General features: G+C 71.6%; 17 protein-coding genes. 11 read left to right on the top strand and 6 right to left on the bottom strand.

What is annotated here, in order from left to right; genetic code table 11:
- Positions 1-11 precede the first annotated feature (11 nt).
- The 3 genes from ACTIE5_RS24950 to ACTIE5_RS24940 all read left to right on the top strand — a co-directional run bounded on the left by ACTIE5_RS24950 (position 12) and on the right by ACTIE5_RS24940 (position 4,248).
- Positions 12-1,964, top strand: coding sequence for an alpha/beta hydrolase domain-containing protein (locus tag ACTIE5_RS24950; RefSeq protein WP_439552441.1), 1,953 nt, complete (start codon positions 12-14; stop codon positions 1,962-1,964).
- A gap of 60 nt (positions 1,965-2,024) precedes the next feature.
- Positions 2,025-2,729, top strand: a complete 705-nt coding sequence (locus ACTIE5_RS24945; RefSeq protein WP_439552440.1) for a DUF3047 domain-containing protein — start codon at positions 2,025-2,027, stop codon at positions 2,727-2,729.
- A gap of 61 nt (positions 2,730-2,790) precedes the next feature.
- Positions 2,791-4,248, top strand: a complete 1,458-nt coding sequence (locus ACTIE5_RS24940; protein ID WP_439552439.1) for an MFS transporter — start codon at positions 2,791-2,793, stop codon at positions 4,246-4,248.
- A gap of 3 nt (positions 4,249-4,251) precedes the next feature.
- Here ACTIE5_RS24940 and ACTIE5_RS24935 read toward each other — a convergent pair whose 3' ends face one another.
- A complete protein-coding gene (locus ACTIE5_RS24935) occupies positions 4,252-5,208 on the bottom strand; it encodes a Bug family tripartite tricarboxylate transporter substrate binding protein (protein WP_439552438.1) in 957 nt (318 codons plus the stop codon).
- Between the two features lie 326 nt (positions 5,209-5,534).
- Here ACTIE5_RS24935 and ACTIE5_RS24930 point away from each other — a divergent pair, with 326 nt between their 5' ends.
- A complete protein-coding gene (locus ACTIE5_RS24930; RefSeq protein ID WP_439552437.1) occupies positions 5,535-6,476 on the top strand; it encodes an isocitrate lyase/PEP mutase family protein in 942 nt (313 codons plus the stop codon).
- 73 nt (positions 6,477-6,549) lie between these two features.
- Here ACTIE5_RS24930 and ACTIE5_RS24925 read toward each other — a convergent pair whose 3' ends face one another.
- Positions 6,550-6,873 (bottom strand): chorismate mutase, encoded by a 324-nt coding sequence (locus ACTIE5_RS24925; RefSeq protein ID WP_439552436.1) that lies wholly within the window; start codon positions 6,871-6,873, stop codon positions 6,550-6,552.
- A gap of 146 nt (positions 6,874-7,019) precedes the next feature.
- Between ACTIE5_RS24925 and ACTIE5_RS24920 the strand changes: the two genes are divergently transcribed.
- Positions 7,020-9,203: an ATP-binding protein gene (locus ACTIE5_RS24920; RefSeq protein ID WP_439552435.1), complete on the top strand. Its 2,184-nt coding sequence runs from the start codon at positions 7,020-7,022 to the stop codon at positions 9,201-9,203.
- 4 nt (positions 9,204-9,207) lie between these two features.
- On the opposite strand, the gene ACTIE5_RS24915 is transcribed toward ACTIE5_RS24920, so the two are convergent.
- The 3 genes from ACTIE5_RS24915 to ACTIE5_RS24905 all read right to left on the bottom strand — a co-directional run bounded on the left by ACTIE5_RS24915 (position 9,208) and on the right by ACTIE5_RS24905 (position 11,020).
- A complete protein-coding gene (locus ACTIE5_RS24915) occupies positions 9,208-10,008 on the bottom strand; it encodes an FkbM family methyltransferase (protein WP_439552434.1) in 801 nt (266 codons plus the stop codon).
- A gap of 128 nt (positions 10,009-10,136) precedes the next feature.
- The gene (locus ACTIE5_RS24910) at positions 10,137-10,352 is read right to left on the bottom strand and encodes a hypothetical protein (RefSeq protein WP_439552433.1); all 216 of its coding nucleotides are present in this window, start codon (positions 10,350-10,352) and stop codon (positions 10,137-10,139) included.
- A 5-nt stretch (positions 10,353-10,357) separates the two neighbouring features.
- On the bottom strand, positions 10,358-11,020 hold the full coding sequence (locus tag ACTIE5_RS24905; RefSeq protein WP_439552432.1) for a dienelactone hydrolase family protein: 663 nt from the start codon (positions 11,018-11,020) through the stop codon (positions 10,358-10,360).
- A 39-nt stretch (positions 11,021-11,059) separates the two neighbouring features.
- On the opposite strand from ACTIE5_RS24905, the gene ACTIE5_RS24900 reads away from it, so the two are divergent.
- From ACTIE5_RS24900 to ACTIE5_RS24880, 5 genes are all read left to right on the top strand, one after another.
- Complete coding sequence (locus ACTIE5_RS24900; protein ID WP_439552431.1) at positions 11,060-11,245, top strand: DUF4169 family protein; 186 nt, start codon at positions 11,060-11,062, stop codon at positions 11,243-11,245.
- 59 nt (positions 11,246-11,304) lie between these two features.
- The gene (locus ACTIE5_RS24895) at positions 11,305-11,670 is read left to right on the top strand and encodes a YciI family protein (protein ID WP_439552430.1); all 366 of its coding nucleotides are present in this window, start codon (positions 11,305-11,307) and stop codon (positions 11,668-11,670) included.
- Positions 11,667-12,863: an RNA polymerase sigma factor gene (locus ACTIE5_RS24890; protein WP_439552429.1), complete on the top strand. Its 1,197-nt coding sequence runs from the start codon at positions 11,667-11,669 to the stop codon at positions 12,861-12,863. Before ACTIE5_RS24895 ends, ACTIE5_RS24890 begins: the two co-directional genes overlap by 4 nt.
- A gap of 89 nt (positions 12,864-12,952) precedes the next feature.
- A complete protein-coding gene (locus ACTIE5_RS24885) occupies positions 12,953-14,110 on the top strand; it encodes an Acg family FMN-binding oxidoreductase (protein WP_439552428.1) in 1,158 nt (385 codons plus the stop codon).
- Positions 14,107-14,550 (top strand): MarR family winged helix-turn-helix transcriptional regulator, encoded by a 444-nt coding sequence (locus tag ACTIE5_RS24880; protein WP_439552427.1) that lies wholly within the window; start codon positions 14,107-14,109, stop codon positions 14,548-14,550. The genes ACTIE5_RS24885 and ACTIE5_RS24880 overlap by 4 nt, the downstream gene beginning before the upstream one ends.
- Before the next feature lie 57 nt (positions 14,551-14,607).
- On the opposite strand, the gene ACTIE5_RS24875 is transcribed toward ACTIE5_RS24880, so the two are convergent.
- The gene (locus ACTIE5_RS24875; RefSeq protein ID WP_439552426.1) at positions 14,608-16,041 is read right to left on the bottom strand and encodes an amidohydrolase family protein; all 1,434 of its coding nucleotides are present in this window, start codon (positions 16,039-16,041) and stop codon (positions 14,608-14,610) included.
- 69 nt (positions 16,042-16,110) lie between these two features.
- On the opposite strand from ACTIE5_RS24875, the gene ACTIE5_RS24870 reads away from it, so the two are divergent.
- Entirely contained in the window at positions 16,111-17,676 is a 1,566-nt protein-coding gene (locus ACTIE5_RS24870) for an ABC transporter substrate-binding protein (RefSeq protein ID WP_439552425.1), read from the top strand.
- Positions 17,677-17,723: the final 47 nt, after the last annotated feature.

The following is a 17,723-nucleotide window of genomic DNA, read 5'->3' as shown; positions in this document are numbered from 1 at the left end:
GAAACCGGTTCATGAAGCACGTCCTGCTGGGCGCCGTCGCGCTCGGCGCCATCTCTCACGCCGCGATGGCGGAGGTGGTGCGGTTCGAGCTGACCGGCCCGCCGCGTCCCGCGCTGGAGGGTCGCAGCTTCGGCGCTGTCGGCCCCTATGTGGAGATTCGCGCGCGGGCGACCATCGCGCTGGACCCGGCCGACCCGCGCAATGCCGTCATCGCCGATATCGACCGCGCGCCGCGCAATGCGCAGGGCCGCGTCGAGGCGACGGCGGATGTCATCATCCTGCGCCCCGCCGACCTGTCCCGCGGCAATGGCACGCTGATGGTGGAGCCGCCGAACCGCGGCCGGCGCATCGTCACGCAGGTGCTGAACGATTCATCGGCGGCGGGGACGACGCGGCTGGAACAGGCCGCCGATGCCGGCAATGCCTGGACCTTCCGCCAGGGCATGACGCTCGCCTGGGTCGGCTGGCAGGGGGATTCGACGCCGGGGCCGCAGGGCATGAAGGTCCAGGTCCCGCGCATCGCGGGCATCACCGGCCCGTCGCGGGAGGAGTTCGTCTTCGACAACACGACGAACCCCGCCATCGGCACCCTCACCTACCCCGTGGCCGATCCCGCCAGCATCGTGCTGACGGTGCGGGCGCGGCAGGAGGATGCGCGCCAGACGCCGGCGGGGCTGGCGTATCGCCTGCTGGATGGCGACCGGATCGAGATCACCCGCCCCGCCGGCTTCGATGCCGGCGCGATCTATGAGATGACCTACACCGCCCGCGACCCGCTGGTGCTCGGCATGGGCTTCGCCGGGTTCCGCGACGTCACGGCCTTCCTGCGGCGAGAGGGATCGGATGCCAATCCGCTGGCGGTGAACGGGCGCAGCACCGTGACCGCGACGATGGGCATGGGCATCTCCCAATCCGGGCGCTTCCTGCGGGACTACCTGCATCTCGGCTTCAACGAGGATACGCGCGGCCGCCCGGTCTTCGACGGGCTGGTGGCGCATATCCCAGGCAGCCGCCGCACCTTCATGAACACGCGCTGGGCGCAGCCGGGGCGGAACCCGTCCGACCACACGGATCGCCTCTACGCCGCCGACCAGTTCCCCTTCACCTATGCGACGACGACGGACCCGCTGACGGGGGCGCGGGATGGGCTGCTGCGGCGGTGCCGCATCTCCAACACCTGCCCGCGGGTGTTCCAGACCGATACGGAGTTCGAGTTCTGGGGCGCGCGCGGGTCGCTGACCTACACCGACGCCGCCGGACGCCATGTCGACCTGCCGCCGGAGGTGCGGGGCTACATGATGACGGGCCATCCGCACTACGCCGTGGCGCAGGCGGTCGCGAACCGCAACCCGATGTGCCAGATGCCGATGAACCCGCTGCAGGCCGGCGCGCCGACCCGGGCGCTGGTCGCGGCGCTGGAAGCCTGGGTGCGCGAAGGCGCGGAGCCGCCGGCCAGCCGCGTGCCGATGGTGGCGCATGGCACGCTGGTCGCCGCCGCGGACAACCCCGCCATCCCCGGCATGGCGCGCCTGACGTCCTGGACCCCCGCGCCGCTTCTGGACACGTCGAAGAACCCGCCGGCGGTGGTGGGCAGCTATCCCATCCTGTTCCCGCGCCTGGATGCCGATGGCAACGCCATCGGCGGGCTCCGCATGCCGGTGATCGAGGCGCCGCGCGCCACCTATACCGGCTGGAACCCGCGCGCCGCGGGCTTCGGGGAAGGCGCGCTCTGCACCAACCAGGGCGGGGTGATCGCCTTCGCCGCCACGCGGGCGGAACGCCAGGCGGCGAACGACCCCCGCCTTTCGATCGAGGAACGCTGGCCGAACCAGGCCGCCTATGTGGCCGCCGTGCGCGCCAGCGCGGAACGGCTGCAGGCGGAGCGCCTGCTGCTGGCGGAGGATGCGCAGGCCATCGTGGCGGCGGCGGAAGCCAATACGCTGGCTCGCCTGCCGGCGCGGTAGAATGGATTACCGTTTGTTCACTCTTGTTTCAGGGAGTGGGACTGCGCAGAGTGGGCGGCGATGGATCGTCGGATTGCCGCCCTCGCCGTGTTGCTGGCCGCGCCCCTGCTGGGGGGCGCGGTCTCCCCGGGCCGTACCAATGCCGATGTGGCGGCGCTGGGCTGGCGGAAGATGGAATGGCACGGCATCCGGCCGGTCGATTTCAGCGCCACGCCCGGGGGCGGCGTGCGGGTGCGGGGGCGCGGCGAGGGCGGGTTCATCTTCCGCCCCCTGTCTGGCGCCGCCACCTGCCTGGCCTGGCGCTGGCGCGTGGATGCCGGCCCGCCGGTGACGGACCTGACGAAGCGCGGCGGGGATGACCGGGCGCTCGCGATCTCCGTGGGCTTCGTGGAATTCGCCCCCGCCGCCGGCTTCGTGACGCGCACGCAGCACGCCGTGGCGCAGGCCAGCGCGGGGGACCACCGCCTGCCGCGGAGCGTGCTGAGCTATGTCTGGGGCGGCACGGGGCGGGAAGCCGCCGCCGGCACCTTCTTCGCCAGCCCCTGGACCGGCGCCATCACCCGCATCCGCGTGCTGCGCCCCGCCGAGGCACCGCGCGGGCAATGGGTGGAGGAGAAGGTGGACCTCGGCGCCGATTGGCGGATCGCCTTCGGGGGGGGCGAGGTGCCGGGGTTGCAGGAGGTGGTGATCTCCACCGATGTCGAGGATAGCGGCGCCGCGGTGGATGCGCAGGTCGAGAACATCCGCCTGGTGCCCTGCCGGTAGCAGGATGGAACCGCCGGACACCGAAGGCGGTTGAACACGCCGGGTCAGGGAGGCCCGGCGCATGCGCGAGAATTCCGCCCGTTCGGCCGATGGCAGCTTCGAGACCTCGGTCCCCGCCAGGCTGGACCGCCTGCCCTGGGACCGCTTCCACACGCTGGTCTGCGTGGCACTCGGCGTCACCTGGATCCTGGATGGGCTGGAGGTCACGCTGGTCGGCAGCCTGGCCCCCGCCATCGCCGCCAGCCCGAGCCTGCGCCTGACGGAGACGGAGGTGGGGCTGATGGCCTCGGCCTATCTGCTCGGCGCCGTGCTGGGGGCGCTGGGCTTCGGCTGGGCGACGGACCGGCTGGGGCGGAAGAAGCTGTTCACCGCCACGGTCGCAGTCTACCTGCTGGCGACCATCGCGACGGGATTCGCCTGGGACTTCTGGTCGCTGGCCTTCTTCCGCTTCCTGACGGGGGCGGGGATCGGCGGCGAATACGCCGCGGTGAACAGCGCCATCCAGGAACTGATCCCGGCGCGGCGGCGCGGGCAGACGGATATCGTCATCAACGGCACCTTCTGGGCGGGCGGCGCGATCGGCGCCGTGATCGGCCTGGTGGTGCTGAACCCCGCGGTGGTGGACCCCGAGATCGGCTGGCGCGCGGCCTTCATCGTCGGCGGCGCGCTGTCCTTCGTGATTCTCCTGCTGCGCCGCTTCATCCCGGAAAGCCCGCGCTGGCTGATGACGCATGGGCGGCCGGAGGAAGCGGAGCGGATCGTCAGCGAGATCGAGCGCGGCGCCGAATCGCGCCACGGCCCCCTGCCGTCGCTGCAACACGGCCCCATCCGCCTCTATCCCCGCGACCATATCGGCATCTTCGAGGTCGTCGGCATCATGTTCCGCCAGCACCGGGACCGCAGCGTGCTGGCGCTGGTGCTGATGGCCTGCCAGGCCTTCTGCTACAACGCGATCTTCTTCACCTATGCGCTGGTGCTGACGCGCTTCTACGGCGTCGCGAACGAACATGTGGGCTGGTACATCCTGCCCTTCGCCATAGGCAATCTGATGGGCCCGCTGCTGCTGGGAAGGCTGTTCGACACGATCGGGCGGCGGCCAATGATCACGCTGACCTATGGGCTGGCCGGCGTACTCATGGCCATCACCGGCTTCGCCTTCGCGCAGGGCTGGCTATCGGCGGCCAGCCAGACCGCGTGCTGGACCGTGATCTTCTTCTTCGCCTCCGCCGCCGCATCGGCTGCCTATCTGACGGTCGGCGAGAGCTTCCCGCTGGAGATGCGCGCCATGGGCATCGCGGTCTTCTACGCCTTCGGCACCGGCATTGGCGGCGTGGTGGGCCCCGCGCTGTTCGGCTGGCTGATCGAGGGCGGGCAGCGCATCGACATCATGTGGGGCTACCTCTTCGGCGCCGCGCTGATGATCCTGGCCGCCTTCACCGAATGGCGCCTGGGCTTCGCGGCGGAGGGAAGGTCCCTGGAGGAAGTCAGCGAACCCGTCTCCGCCCGCGCGCGGCCCTGATCCTCAATCCACCTTCACATTCGCCGCCCGCACCACGCCCGCCCATTTCGTGATCTCGCTACGGATGAAGGCCGTGAAGTCGTGGCGGTTGAGGAAGGTGGCGGTGAAGGCCTGGTCGGCCAGGCGAGCCTGGAAATCGGGCTGGCGGAGAACCGCCTCCACCTCCCGCTCGATCCGCGCGGCCTGGGCATCGGGCAGGCCGCGGGGGCCAAGCAGGCTGATCCAGCCCACGGATTCGTAACCGGCCACGCCCTGCTCCGCGATGGTCGGCACATCCGGGAAGAAGGGCGAACGCTCCTTCGACGTCACGCCGATGGCGCGCACGCGCCCCGTCCGGACCAGATCCGTCACCGCCGCCAGCGTGTCGGACATGAAGGGCACCTGGCCCGCGACGAGGTCGGCCAGCGCCGGGCCCGATCCGCGATAGGGCACATGCGTCAAATCCGTGCCCGTCAGCGTCTTGAACAATTCCACGTTCAGATGCTGCGTCGTGCCATTGCCGGAGGAGGCGTAGAAGATGCGGCCCGGATTGGCCCTGGCCCGCGCCACCAGGTCCTGGATGCTGCGCACGGGGAAGTCGTTGTTGACGATGAAGAGCTGGGGGACGCTGGCGATCAGCGCGATCGGCGTCAAATCACGCAGCGTGTCGTAGCCCAGCCGCGGGAACAGGCTGCCCGCGATGGTGGTCGGCCCGCTGCCGCCCATCACGATGGTGTTGCCATCCGGCGCCGCATTGGCCGCGTATTCCATGCCGAGCGTGCCGCCCGCGCCGGCCCGGTTCTCCACCACGACGGGCTGGCCGAGCGGGCCCTGCAGGCGCTCCGCCAGCAGCCGCATCAGGATGTCGCTGCCCTGGCCCGGCGGGAAGGGCATGATGATGCGCAGCGCGCCCCGGCCTTGGGCCTGCACCCTCACAGGCGCGGCAAGGGTGGCGGCCAGCAGCAGGCGGCGATGGATCATGGCGGGGCATCCTCGGGCGGGCATCGGTGCCGCAGCATGGACCCAGGCCGCGCCGGCGCGAAACCGGGAAAACGCCTGTCTTCCGCGCCGCCCCGGGCGCGACTAGCTTGTATCCAAGTGATCGTTTTAGAATGCTGGCGGCTGAGGGTTCGCGAGGGATTTTTCGGCCCTGGCAGGAGCCGGGCTCGGCCGATGCTGGTTGCATCGGCAAGCCGGGCGACATGCCGCAGGCGTGCCTTCGGCACGAGGCCAGGGGCGGAAAAGCCTAGCGAAACCGACCCGCCAGTGTTCTCAAACGGTCACCAAGCCCCTTCGGAGAGAACGCCATGCCCGACGACGCCCCCCTGCCCGCCGGCCCGACCTTCCCCATCGGCCTGGCGGAGGCCACGGGCCGCAACCGGCGCCTGCGCGAATTGCTGGCCGGGCCGGACCTGTTCCTCGCCCCCGGCGCCTTCGATTGCGTCGGCGCAAGGCTGGTCGAGGCCTCCGGCCATTCCTGCCTCTACATCACCGGCGCCGGCATCTCGATGAGCGCCCTCGGCGCGCCGGACGTCTCCGCGCTGTCCTTCGGGGAGATCCTGGACCGGATCCGGCGCATCTGCGACGTCGTCTCCATCCCCGTCATCGCCGATGGCGACACGGGCTATGGCGGGCCGCTGAATGTCATCCGCACGGTGCGGGAATACGAACGCGCGGGCGTCAGCGGCATCCAGATCGAGGATCAGGAATGGCCGAAGAAGTGCGGCCACGAACCCGGCCGGAAGCTCGTTTCCACGCATGAGATGTCGATGCGCATCAAGGCGGCGGTGGAAGCGCGGCGGGACCCCGATTTCGTCGTCATCGCCCGCACCGATGCGCGCGCAGGCGAAGGGCTGGAAGCGGCGATCGAACGTGCCCGCGCCTATCGCAACGCCGGCGCCGACGTGATCTTCGTGGAAAGCCCGCAGAGCGAGGCGGAACTGGCGGAAGTGGGCCGCGCCTTCCCGGACGTGCCGCTGCTGGCCAACATGGTCGAAGGCGGCAAGACACCGATCCTGCCGGCGGCGCGACTCCAGGAACTGGGGTTCCGGCTCGCGATCTACCCGAACGCGCTGACGCGGCTCTTCGCCAAGGCGGGGCTGGAGGTGCTGGCCTCGCTGAAGGAAACCGGGTCCTCCAACGCCAGCGCGGGGCGGATGCTCAGCCATGGGGAACTGTGGACGCTGTTCGACAACGCCACCTGGCGGGGGCTGGAGGATCGGTACATGGGGACCAACACGAAGGTCTGAGTGATTCCGGGGAAGGCGCTGCCTTCCCCGGACCCCTACCGCCAGGGGGGAGACCCCCCTGGACCATCTTCAGTCAGGCTCCGCGACGTTCGGCAGCGATCTCACCGTGCTGGCGAACCACCTCCGCCATCACGCGCCTGATGAAATCCTCGGCGAAATCGGCGTCGAGGCCGGCGCGATCCGCCATGCCACGCAGCTTGGCGACCTGCGCCTCCTCCCGCGACACATCCACGGGCGGCAGGCGGTGGACGGCCTTCAGCACGCCAACCTCCCGCGTCACGCGGAAACGCTCTGCCAGCATATGCACCAAAGCGGCGTCGATATTGTCGATGCTGCGGCGCAGTCGCCAGAGGTCCTCCGGGACGGCGTCACCCGCGGGGGCGGTTTCTTGGGGCATGGGCTCTCGGCCGCCTTTCCTGGCATTCTTCGGTCACGCAAAAAACGCCGCCGGCGCCCGGATGGCAAGGGTGGCACGGCGATCGCAGCCGTTTCGCCCCGGCTAACGGACGAGTCACAGAACCCGACTTAATTCTGCAACCCTAGATGGTCCATACAGGCACCTTACCCCGGAAACGGCGATGGTCGGCATTCCTTGCCGGCTGCACCGGGCTGTTCGCCCTGCTGCTGCTGTGGTCGGGCGCCGAGGCGATCGGCGAGCATGTCGAGACCGATGCGCTGGAAAGCGCGGAACAACGCGCCGGCGCGATCGCGGAGGTCGCCAGCCAGTTCGCCCAGCGCGCCTTGGCCGCGGCGCGTGACGGACAGGCCCTGGCCGGGCACTGGGCCGCCCATCGCGCGCCCGAGGAAACCGCCATCCGGGCGGAGGTCGCCAAACTGCTGGCCGAACACATCGCCCAATCCGGCGGCGCAATCGCCCGCATCGCCATCGCCGACGCGGCGGGCCGCGTGATCTGGTCCTCCGACGCGCAGGAAGGGTCGGTCGCTGGCCAGCCCTGGTTCCAGGCCCATGCCTCGACACCCGGGCCGCCGCGGGTGAGCCCGACGATCGGCGCCGCCCCGGCCGATGCCGCCCTGCCCGCCTGGACCATCCCCGTCTCCACCCGGGTCGTGGCGGCGGAAGGCGGCTTCGGCGGCGCGGCCGTCGTGGCGCTCGACGTCAGCGGGCTCGAGGAATCCCTCGCCGCGCTGGCGCACCGGCCGGGGGAGGTTGCGGCCATCCTGCGACGGGAAGGCGACCTGCTGGTACGCAGCGCAGACACGGCCCAGCTGATCGGCCGGCCGCTTGTCACCGAACGAACGCGGATGGCGCTGCTGAACGGCGAAACCACCCCCTTCCGCAGCCGCAGCCCCCTGACCGGGGAGGAAGTGATGATCAGCTTCCGCGCCGTGCCGGGCGGTGCCGTGCTGGCCGTGGGGTCGGTGACGCTGGGGCCGGCCCTGGCCCATGCGGCGCGGATCCATGCCGGGGCGCGAGTCGCGGCGCTGGCAGCCTGGGCGGTGCTGTTGCTGCTACTACTGGCCGGCTTCGCCGTGCTGCGCGGGCGCAATGTGCGGCGCGAACTGGCAGCCCAGCAGGCCGGACGCGCGGAGATCGAGCGCCTGCTGGCCGGGCTGCCCGCCATCGTCTTCCTGCGGGAAGTCGGGCCGGATGGCACGGCGCGTCACCTCTACCGCAACGGCGACAGCGCGGCGGTATCGGGCTGGCCGCCGGAGGCGCTGCCGTCACGGCAACCCTGGGCCGACCTCGCGGATCCCGAGGCCGATTTCGAATCCATCTACCAGCGCGCCCTGACGGAGGGCCAGGCCGTGATGGATTGGCGCATGCGCCAGCCCGATGGCAGCTGGGCCTCGATGCGCAGCACGCTGCGCCTGCTGGAACGGCTGCCCGAGGGGCGCGGCCTGGTGGTGGGCTACATCGTCAACATCACCGCCGAACGGGCGGCGGAGGCCCGCGCGCTCGCCGCCTCCCGCCTCGCCTCGCTGGGGGAGATGGGGGCCGGGCTGGCGCATGAGTTGCGCCAGCCGCTGACCGCGATCTCCCTGGCCGCCGGCGTCGCCGTGATGGCGGCGAAGCGCGGCGACAATGACCGGGTGCTGCAGCGCCTCGACCGCATCCTGGACCAGGTGAAGCGCGGTTCGGCCATCATCGACTACCTCCGCCGCTTCGCCCGCGGGCAAGAGGATGAGGAGGGCGTCGTGCCGGTCGATTTGGCGGTGGCCGTGAACGGGGCGCTGGCGCTGTGCGGCGGCGCGCTGGCGGAAGCCGGGGCGGAGGTGCTGGTCACGCTCGGCCCGCCGGCGCCGGTGGTGCTGGGCCATGCGGTGCCGATCGAACAGGTGCTGGTCAACCTGCTGTTCAACGCCCGCGATGCCGTGGCCGCGCTGCCGCCGGGCGCACCGCGTCAGATCGCCATCACGGCGGAGACGGAGGACGGGGTCGCGCGGCTGGCGGTCGCCGATACCGGCGGCGGCATCCTGCCGGCCGTGCTGGGCCGGGTGTTCGAGCCCTTCGTCACCACCAAGGGGCCGGACCGCGGCGCCGGGCTGGGCCTGTCCATCTGCCACGGGCTGATGCGGTCCATGGGCGGGGGGATCGTCGCGGAGAATGCGGGGGCGGGCGCGCGCTTCACCCTATCGCTTCCCGTCGCGCCGGAAGGCGCGCTGGAGAAGATGCCGGAAGGCGCGCTGGATCGGGCGCCGGAAGGCGCGCCGGATAAGGCGCCGGACGGGGTACCGAGGGGAACGCCGGCGGGTGCCGGGGGATAGGCGGCTACAGCCGGGCGCGGCGCGCCAATACCAGCTGGATGTCGCCATCCCGGGCCAACGCCTCCGCCAGGCTGATCGGCGCCACGCGGGTATCGGCGCGCAGGTGGCGCAGCGGGAAGCGGGCGGCGATGGCCCGCAGCAGGGCGGCAGGGTCCTGGCCCCGGTCGCGGTTGAACTCCATCAGCACCAGCAGATCCGGGCTGCGGTCCATCAGGCCCTGCATGCCGGCCCAGACCATCTCCTCCGCGCCCTCCACGTCGATCTTCACGAAATCCACGGGGCCCGGCGCCACATCATCCAGGCGCAGGGTGGGCACTGCCGTCTCCGTCACGCTGCCCGTGCCGCCGGTGGGCAGCGAACCGGTGGGCAGCAGATGGCCGTTCTTCGGGTCCGCGCTGTCCTGGCGCAGCAGCCTCGTCTCCCCGCCCCTTTCAGCGGCGGCGGCCTGGTGGATGCGCACCTGCGCGGCCAGGCCGTTCATCACCAGGTTGCGCTCCGCCAGCCGGGCCAGCGCCGCGTTGGGCTCCACCGCCTCCACCCGCCCGGCCGGGCCGACCATGTCGGCCATCAGCAGGGTGAGGAAGCCGAGATTGGCGCCGGCATCGATCGCCACCTGGCCAGGCCGCAGCACGCGGGCGATGAAGGAGACGACGGCGTAGTCCCAGAATCCCTCGATCATCAGCCGCGCGGACAGGCCGAGATCCCGGCCTTCCACCACCATGGGATAGCGGCCGAGCGCGCGGCACAGGATGGTGCCATCCGGCAGCGGCACGGCGCGGGCATGGGCGCGGATCAGCGCCTGCATGGCGACGCGGCGCCAGGGGCTGGCGAAATCCTCCGGCTCCAGCCGGAACAGGGCATCGCCCGGGCCGACGCTGCGGCGGCGGCGCCAGCGTCCATGCAGGCGGCTGGCGGCCTGGACCAGCCCGAGGCTCAGTCGCGGTTCTCCAGCGTCACGGCCGGGTCGCCGGGCGCGGCGGCGCCTTCGCGCCGACGGCGGCGGACGAAGACCGGCACCAGCAGCACCACCACGCCGAGCAGCAGGATGACCCAAAAGGGATAGGTCGACTGGTCCGTCCGCCCGGACCAGATCGGCATCATGGTCAGCAGGAACAGGCAGCAGGCGGCGGTGACGTAGTAGCCGACCATCGCCGTCAGCCCAGGTGGCGGGCGAAGAAGTCGAGCGTCCGCTTCTCCGCCACCGCCGCGTCATCGGCCTTGAAGGAGGCCCGGTCCTCGCAGCCGAAGCCGTGGCCGGCCCCCTCATAGACGAAGATCGCGATGCCGGGCTGGGCGGCGCGGATGGCGTCCACGTCGCTCATCGGGATGGAGGCGTCGAGGCTGCCGAAATGGAGTTCGACGGGGCAGGACGGCTTCTCATCCTTCGTGCCGGCAATGCCGCCGCCATACCAGCCGCAGGCGGCCTTGAAGCTGGTGCTGCGGGTGGCGCCCCACCAGGCGACGGTGCCGCCCCAGCAATAGCCGACGATGCCGCGGGCGGCGCCAGGCGGCAGGGCGGCGGCGCAGGCCTCCACATCCAGCATCGGGCCATCCGCGGGAACCTTGGCGCGCAGGTCGCGGCCGCGGGCGACGTCATCGCCGGTGTAGCCAAGCTCCACGCCACGCTCCACGCGGTCGAACAGCGCGGGGGCGATGACGGCGTAGCCTTCCTTCGCGAAATCGTCGCAGATGCGGCGCATGTGACGGTTCACGCCGAAGATCTCCTGCACCACCACCAGCGCCTTCTTCGCATCGGCGGGGCCCGCCTTGTAGGCGGCGAAGCGGTGGCCGTCGGCGGCGGTCAGCTCGATCATCATGGCGTTTCATCCGATCCTGGGGCGCGGTATCCTGCCCCCATGGCCGATATCGTCAACCTCAACAAGGCCCGGAAGGCGGCGAAGAAGCGCGGGGAAGCGGCGGAGGCCGCGGCCAATCGCGTGAAGCATGGCCGCACGGGGGCGGAGAAGCTGAACGACCGGCGGGAGGAAGCGCGCCGCCGCGCGCTGCTGGAAGGCGCGAAGCGGGACGACAAGCCGGGGTAGCGCCTGTCGAAATGGGGCGGGCCCGCGCGTCATCATGCCGGCGCCGCTGGGGCGCCGCCATGATGATGAAGGAACGCGCCATGCAGGTGATGCTGCTGATCCATGCGGATGAGAACGCCTGGCCCCGGATGCCGGAGGCGGAACGGGACGCCACCATGGCGGCCTATGGCGCCTATACCGCGGCGCTGCGGGAAGCCGGCGCGCTGGTCAGCGCCAACCGGCTGGCGCCGACCGCCGCATCCCACACCGTGCGGATGGTGGACGGCGCGCCCCAGGTGCTGGACGGCCCCTATGCCGAGACACGGGAACAGCTGGGCGGCTACTACCTGATCGAGGTGCCGGACATGGGCACGGCCCTCGCCTGGGCAGCGCGATGCCCGGGCGCCGGCCATGGGGTGGTGGAGGCGCGGCCCGTCATGGGATGAGCCCGGCATCGCGGGCCGCCGAAGGCGCGGCGCGGGACAGCTACGGCCGGCTGCTCGCCTGGCTGGCGGCGCAGGGCCGGGACATCGCGGCGGCGGAGGATGCGCTGGCCGATGCCTTCGCCGCCGCGCTGGCGACCTGGCCGAGGGACGGCGTGCCCGACCGGCCGGAGGCCTGGCTGCTGACCGCGGCACGGCGACGCCTGCTGGACGGCCATCGCCGCCGCGCCACCGCCAGCGCCGCCGAACCCACGCTGCGCCACGCCGCGCTGCTGGCAGAGGACGCCGAACCCGACGCCATACCCGACCACCGCCTGGCCCTGCTGCTGGCCTGCGCGGCGCCGGAGGTGGAGCGCGCGGCGCAGGCACCGCTGATGCTGCAGGTGGTGCTGGGGCTCGATGCCGCGCGCATCGCCTCCGCCTTCCTGCTCTCCCCCTCCGCGATGGGGCAGAGGCTGGTGCGGGCCAAGCGCCGCATCGCGGCCAGCGGCGCGCGCTTCACCCTGCCGGGGCGGGATGTGGTGGCGGCGCGGCTGCCCGCGGTGCTGGACGCCATCTACGCCGCCTATGCCGCCGGCGCGCAGGACCCCGCCGATGGCGGCGCCCTGGGCGGGGAGGCGCTGTGGCTGGCGCGGATCGCGGCGGCGCTGGCGCCGGAGGAGGCGGAAGCGGCGGGGCTGGCCGCGCTGCTGCTGCACCTCGAAGCCCGGCGCCCGGCGACGCGGGATGGCGCGGGTCGCTACGTCCCTCTCTCCGAGCAGGACATGGGCGCCTGGGACGCCGCGATGCAGGCGGAGGCCGAGGCGTGGCTGCGTCGCGCCTTCGCGCTGGGCGCGCCCGGGCGCTTCCAGTGGGAGGCCGCGGTGCAATCCGTCCATGCCGCGCGGCGCGTGACCGGGCGCACCGAATGGCAGGAGATCCTGCTGCTGTACGACGCCTTGATGGCCGCCACGGGCAGCCCTGTGGTCGCGGTGAACCGCGCCGTGGCGCTGGCGGAGGTGGAAGGCCGGGCCGCCGGGCTGGCGGCGCTGCGGGAGGCCGGCGCAGATGGGCGCCTGGCAGGCTACCAGCACTTCTGGGCCGCACTGGCCGCCCTGGCGGAAGGCGCGGAAGCCGATGCCGCCCGCAGCCGTGCCGCGGGGCTGGCGACGGACCCCGCGGTGCGCACCTTCCTGCTGCGCATCCCCTCGCCCTGACCTGGCCCGCAAGCCGAGCGACGGATTGCGCTTGATATTGTTCGACGACGAACCGTATTGTTCGATATCGAACATATGGAGCCGTCGCGATGCCTGCCTCCCGCCGCCTTCTGCTCTCCGCCGGCCTGGCCGGCCTGGCCCTGTCCCGCACCGCGCGCGGGCAGGTCGTCACCTCGCCCGATCCGGCCGCGCCCGATCCATCCACACCCTGGGCCGCTGCCCCCGCCGCGGCCGCCCATCCTGACCCGCGGGTGCGGGCGCTGGCCTGGGCGGTACTGGCGCCCAACCCGCACAACCGGCAGCCCTGGATCGCGGAGTTGCCGGACGGGGCGCCGGATACGGTGGTGCTGCGCTGCGACCTCGATCGGCGCCTGCCGGTGACGGACCCCTTCGACCGGCAGATCACCATCGGCCTGGGTGCCTTCGTGGAGTTGTTCCGCATGGCGGCCGCGCAGCAGGGGTTTTCCGCCGTGGTGACACCGTTTCCGGAGGGAGAGCCCCGGCCGCGGCTGGATGGCCGGCCGGTGGCGGTGATCCGCCTGGCGCCGGGGGGCATCGCGGACCCGTTGTTCGCCCATGCGGCGGCGCGGCGTTCGGTGAAGCGCCCCTTCGACATGGCGCGCCCGGTGCCGGAGGCGGCGCTGGCAGTGCTGGCCGCGACCGTCGATGCGCCGCGCCGCTTCGGGGCGGCGACGGATGCGGCCCGGGTGGCGGCGATCCGCGACCTGGCCTGGCGGGCCTGGCTGATCGAGGCGCGGGACGAGGCCGCGCATCGGGAGAGTGTGGAGTTGATGCGCTTCGGCCGTGCCGCCGTGGCCGCGCAGCCCGACGGCATCAGCATCTTCGGCCCGGGGCTGGAGGAAGGCGTGGCGGCGGGGCAGATCACGCGGGAGGCGATGTTGCCCGGGCGTCCCGGCTACGACATCATGATCCAGCGCTACACCTCGATGCTGGCCGCGACCCCCGCCTATGTCTGGACGGTGACGCCGGGCAACAGCCGGGCGGAGGCGCTGGCCTCCGGCCGGGACTGGTTGCGCATCAACCTGGCCGCCACGGCGATCGGCCTGTCGCTGCATCCCGTCAGCCAGGCCTTGCAGGAGTTTTCCGCCATGGCCGGCCCTTATGCCGAGGCGCAGGCGATGCTGGGGGGTGGGGGCGTGGTGCAGATGCTGGGGCGGCTGGGCCATGGGCCCGTGGTGCCCGCCACGCCGCGCTGGGCGTTCGAGACGAGGATACGCCGCGCGTGAAGGATCCGCCGCTCTTTGCCCTGTTGAACGAGATCTCGATCATCGAGCATCTCGCGCGCAATCGGCTGGAGCGGGCGTTGCCGGAGGGGCTGCGCGTGTCGCATTTCGTGGTGCTGAACCACCTGGTGCGGATGGGCGATGGGCGCAGCCTGGTGCGGATCGCGCGGGCCGTGCAGGTGGAGCGCCCCGCCATGACCAACACGATCCAGAAGCTGGAGGCGCGGGGCCTGGTGACGCTGGAGGCTGATCCGCGCGATGGCCGCGGCAAGCTGGTGTTCCTGACGCCGGCTGGCCGTGCTGCGCGGGAGGAGGCGGTGGCAATCGCGCAGGCCGCGATCGCCCCGGTGGCCGGCGATGTGTCGGCCGCCGAGGTCGACGCGGTTCTCCCCGTCCTCCGCCGCCTGCGCGCCGCCCTGGACCGTGCCCGCGACGACGATTGAAGGCGGGGTCCGGGGGGCGCCACGCCCCCCGGCGGAGCGCGAGGCGGAGCCTCGCCCTTACTGGTACCGCGTGTTCTTCCAGAAGCTCTCCGGCGTGACCGTCATGTGCCGCATGCCGCTGCGGTCCAGCGCAAGCCCGATCTCCCGCGTCGCATCATCCAGCACCTGGTCTTCTTCCACCGACAACACCGCGCGTCCCGCCATCAGGATGCGCCCCGCCACCATCACCGTGTCCACATCCGATCCCAGCGCGAAGCAGACCAGGCGATAGAGCGGCATGTCGCCGGGCCAGAGGTGGGGCTTGCGCATGTCGATGAGGATGAGGTCGGCGCGCTTGCCGACTTCCAGGCTGCCGATCTCCTCCGCCATGCCGAGTGCGGCGGCGGCGTCGCAGGTGATCATCTCCAGCGCCTTGCCGGGTGGCAGCACCTTGGCGTCGCGGAAGTGGCGGCGATGGTAGTGCATGGCCTGGGTCATGTGGCGGAACATGTCGAAGCTGCGGTCGGGGGCGGTGCCGTCGGAGCAGATGGCGACGGTGGCGCCGGCCTCCATCAATTCGATGGCGGGGCAGCGGCCGATGATGGAGAAGTTGGCGGAAGGGTTGTGCGCGACCTTGGTGCCGGATTCAGCGATCAGCGCGATCTCATCCTCATGCAGGTCGATGCAGTGCGACAGCAGCGCATCGGGGCCCAGCAGCCCTGCCGCCGCGGCAGCGCGGACGGTGCCGCCCTTGTGGCCATCCTGCGTGAAGCCGACGCCCAGGCTGCGCGACAGCGCGCGCACCTGCTTTGCCGTGTCGTCATATTGCTGCGCGAGTTCCGGCGTGACGCCAGGGCGGCCCGAGAAGGCGACGGGCGCGCAGAGCATCACGCGGCTCATCGCGTCGTCGCGGTCATGCAGCGCTTGCGTCAGTTCCTCGCAGACCGCGAGTTGCCGGTCGAGCGTGACCGCGATGCTTTCGTGGCTGTCGCCATCCCAGCGGTAGAAGGTGTTGGGATAGGGCGGCGGCGAGGCGCCGGGGCAGATCACGTGGCGCACGCCGACGCGGCGGTATCCCGCGGCATGGGCCAAGGCGTGCGAAGCCTCGTCGGTGCGCGATCCATAGGCGCCGAAGATGGAGAGGCTGGTGGTGACGCCGGCCTTGAGGCGTTCGAGGGCCGCCAGCGATCCATCCGCGCCCCAGAAATCCGGCGTGGCACCACGGGGATAGATGGATTCCACCGCCTCCGTCCATTTCGCGCCGTCACCGCCGCCGAGCGTTTTCACGAGCGTGTGACCGGCATGGGCATGGGCATCGACCAGGCCCGGCAGCACGGCCTTGCCGCGCGCGTTGAGTTCGGGCGCGCCGGGGTAGCGGGCGCGCAGCGCGGCGGTGTCGCCCACCGCGGCAATGCGCCCGGCCTCCACCAGCACGGCGCCGCCTTCGATCACGCGGCGATCCGGGTCCATGGTCACGACCAGGCCATCCACCACCAGCAACCGATCGGTCATTGTCCGCCCTTCCGTTTCCTGCTCGACGCAGCCTAGCATCGGATGACGTCGAGAAAAGGATCAGGGACGATGAGGATGCGGCGAGCATGGGTTGCGGGTCTGGCATCGGCGGTGCTCGCCATGCCCGTCGCGGCGCAGGAGGTGCGGATCGGCTATGGCGCGGCCGTCACCTCCGTCGATCCGCATTTCCACGCGCTGACGAGCAATGTCGCGATCCACCAGCATATCTACCAGGCCCTCGTCGGGCAGGATGAGAAGCTGGGGCTGAAGCCGGAACTCGCCACGGGATGGCGGGCGATCGACCAGACCACCTGGGAATTCACGCTGCGCCGGACCGCGCGCTGGCATGACGGCACGCCGTTCACCGCGGCGGATTTCGCGCCGAACATCGACCGCGTCGCCAATGTGCCGAACAGCCCCGGCCGCTTCACCATCTATACGCGCCGCATCAACCGCGTGGAGATCGTGGACCCGCACACCATCCGCCTGCACACGGATGGCCCCCATCCGCTGCTGCCGAACCAGATGGCGGGGCTGATGCTGGTGCGCGGGGCGGACCGCGAAAGCTCCACCGCCGACTTCAACAATGGCCGCGCCGCCATCGGCACCGGCCCCTACCGCTTCCGGTCCTGGACACCGGGCAGCCGGTTCGAGCTGACGCGCAACGACGAGTATGACGGCCCGAAGGAACCGTGGGAGCGGGTGAATTTCCTGCTGATCACCAATACGGCTTCACGGGTTGCGGCACTGCGCGCGGGCGACGTGCAGCTGATCGACCAGGTGCCCACCGACGAAGTCGCGGGGCTGGCGCAGAATGCGAACCTCGGCGTGTTCTCGACCCCGGGCGTGCGCAACATCTACCTCTATGTCGATCACGCGCGGGCGCGGACGCCGGGGGTCACGGACCTCGCCGGCAATGCCATCGACAACCCGCTGCGGGACGCGCGGGTGCGGCGCGCGCTGTCGTTGGCCATCAATCGCGACGGCATCGTGCGATCGGTGATGAACGGGCAGGCGGTGGCGTCGGGGCAGCTGCTGCCGGCGGGGGTGATGGGGCATGATCCGAGCCTGCGGCCCGATCCCTTCGACCCCGACCGCGCGCGCCGCCTGCTGGCGGAGGCCGGCTATCCCCAGGGCTTCCAGATCGTCCTCGGCGGGCCCAATGACCGCTACATCAACGATGACCGCGTGCTGCAGGCCATCGCGCAGGGCTGGACGCGCGCAGGGCTGCGCGTGCGGGTGGAAGCACAGCCCTCCGCCACCTTCTTCGGCCGCGCCGCTCGGGCGGAATTCAGCGTCGGCCTGCTGGGCTGGGGCACCGGCACCGGGGAGCCCGACAGCCCGCTGCAATCCCTGATCGCCACCAACGAACCCTCCCGCGGCTGGGGGGCGGTGAACCGCAGCGGGTATTCCAGCCCTCGGCTGGATGAGGTGCTGGGGCGCGCGCTGCAGACGCTGGACCCGGCGGCGCGGGAGCCGCTGTACCAGCAGGCCACGCGCATCGCGATGGAGGACCTCGCCATCATCCCGCTGCACCACCAGGTGAATATCTGGGCGGCGCGACGAGGCTATACCTACAACGCGCGGAACGACGAGCGGACGATGGCGACGGAGTTGCGACCGGCAGCGCGGTAGGATTCGGGGAAGGCGCTGCCTTCCCCGGACCCCATCAGCCAGGGTCG

It is taken from the genome of Falsiroseomonas sp. (assembly GCF_051859025.1).
In the GTDB taxonomy this organism is placed as follows: domain Bacteria; phylum Pseudomonadota; class Alphaproteobacteria; order Acetobacterales; family Acetobacteraceae; genus Falsiroseomonas.
Note: the sequence above shows the minus strand (reverse complement) of the source record. Positions and strands in the feature narration are given on the sequence as shown.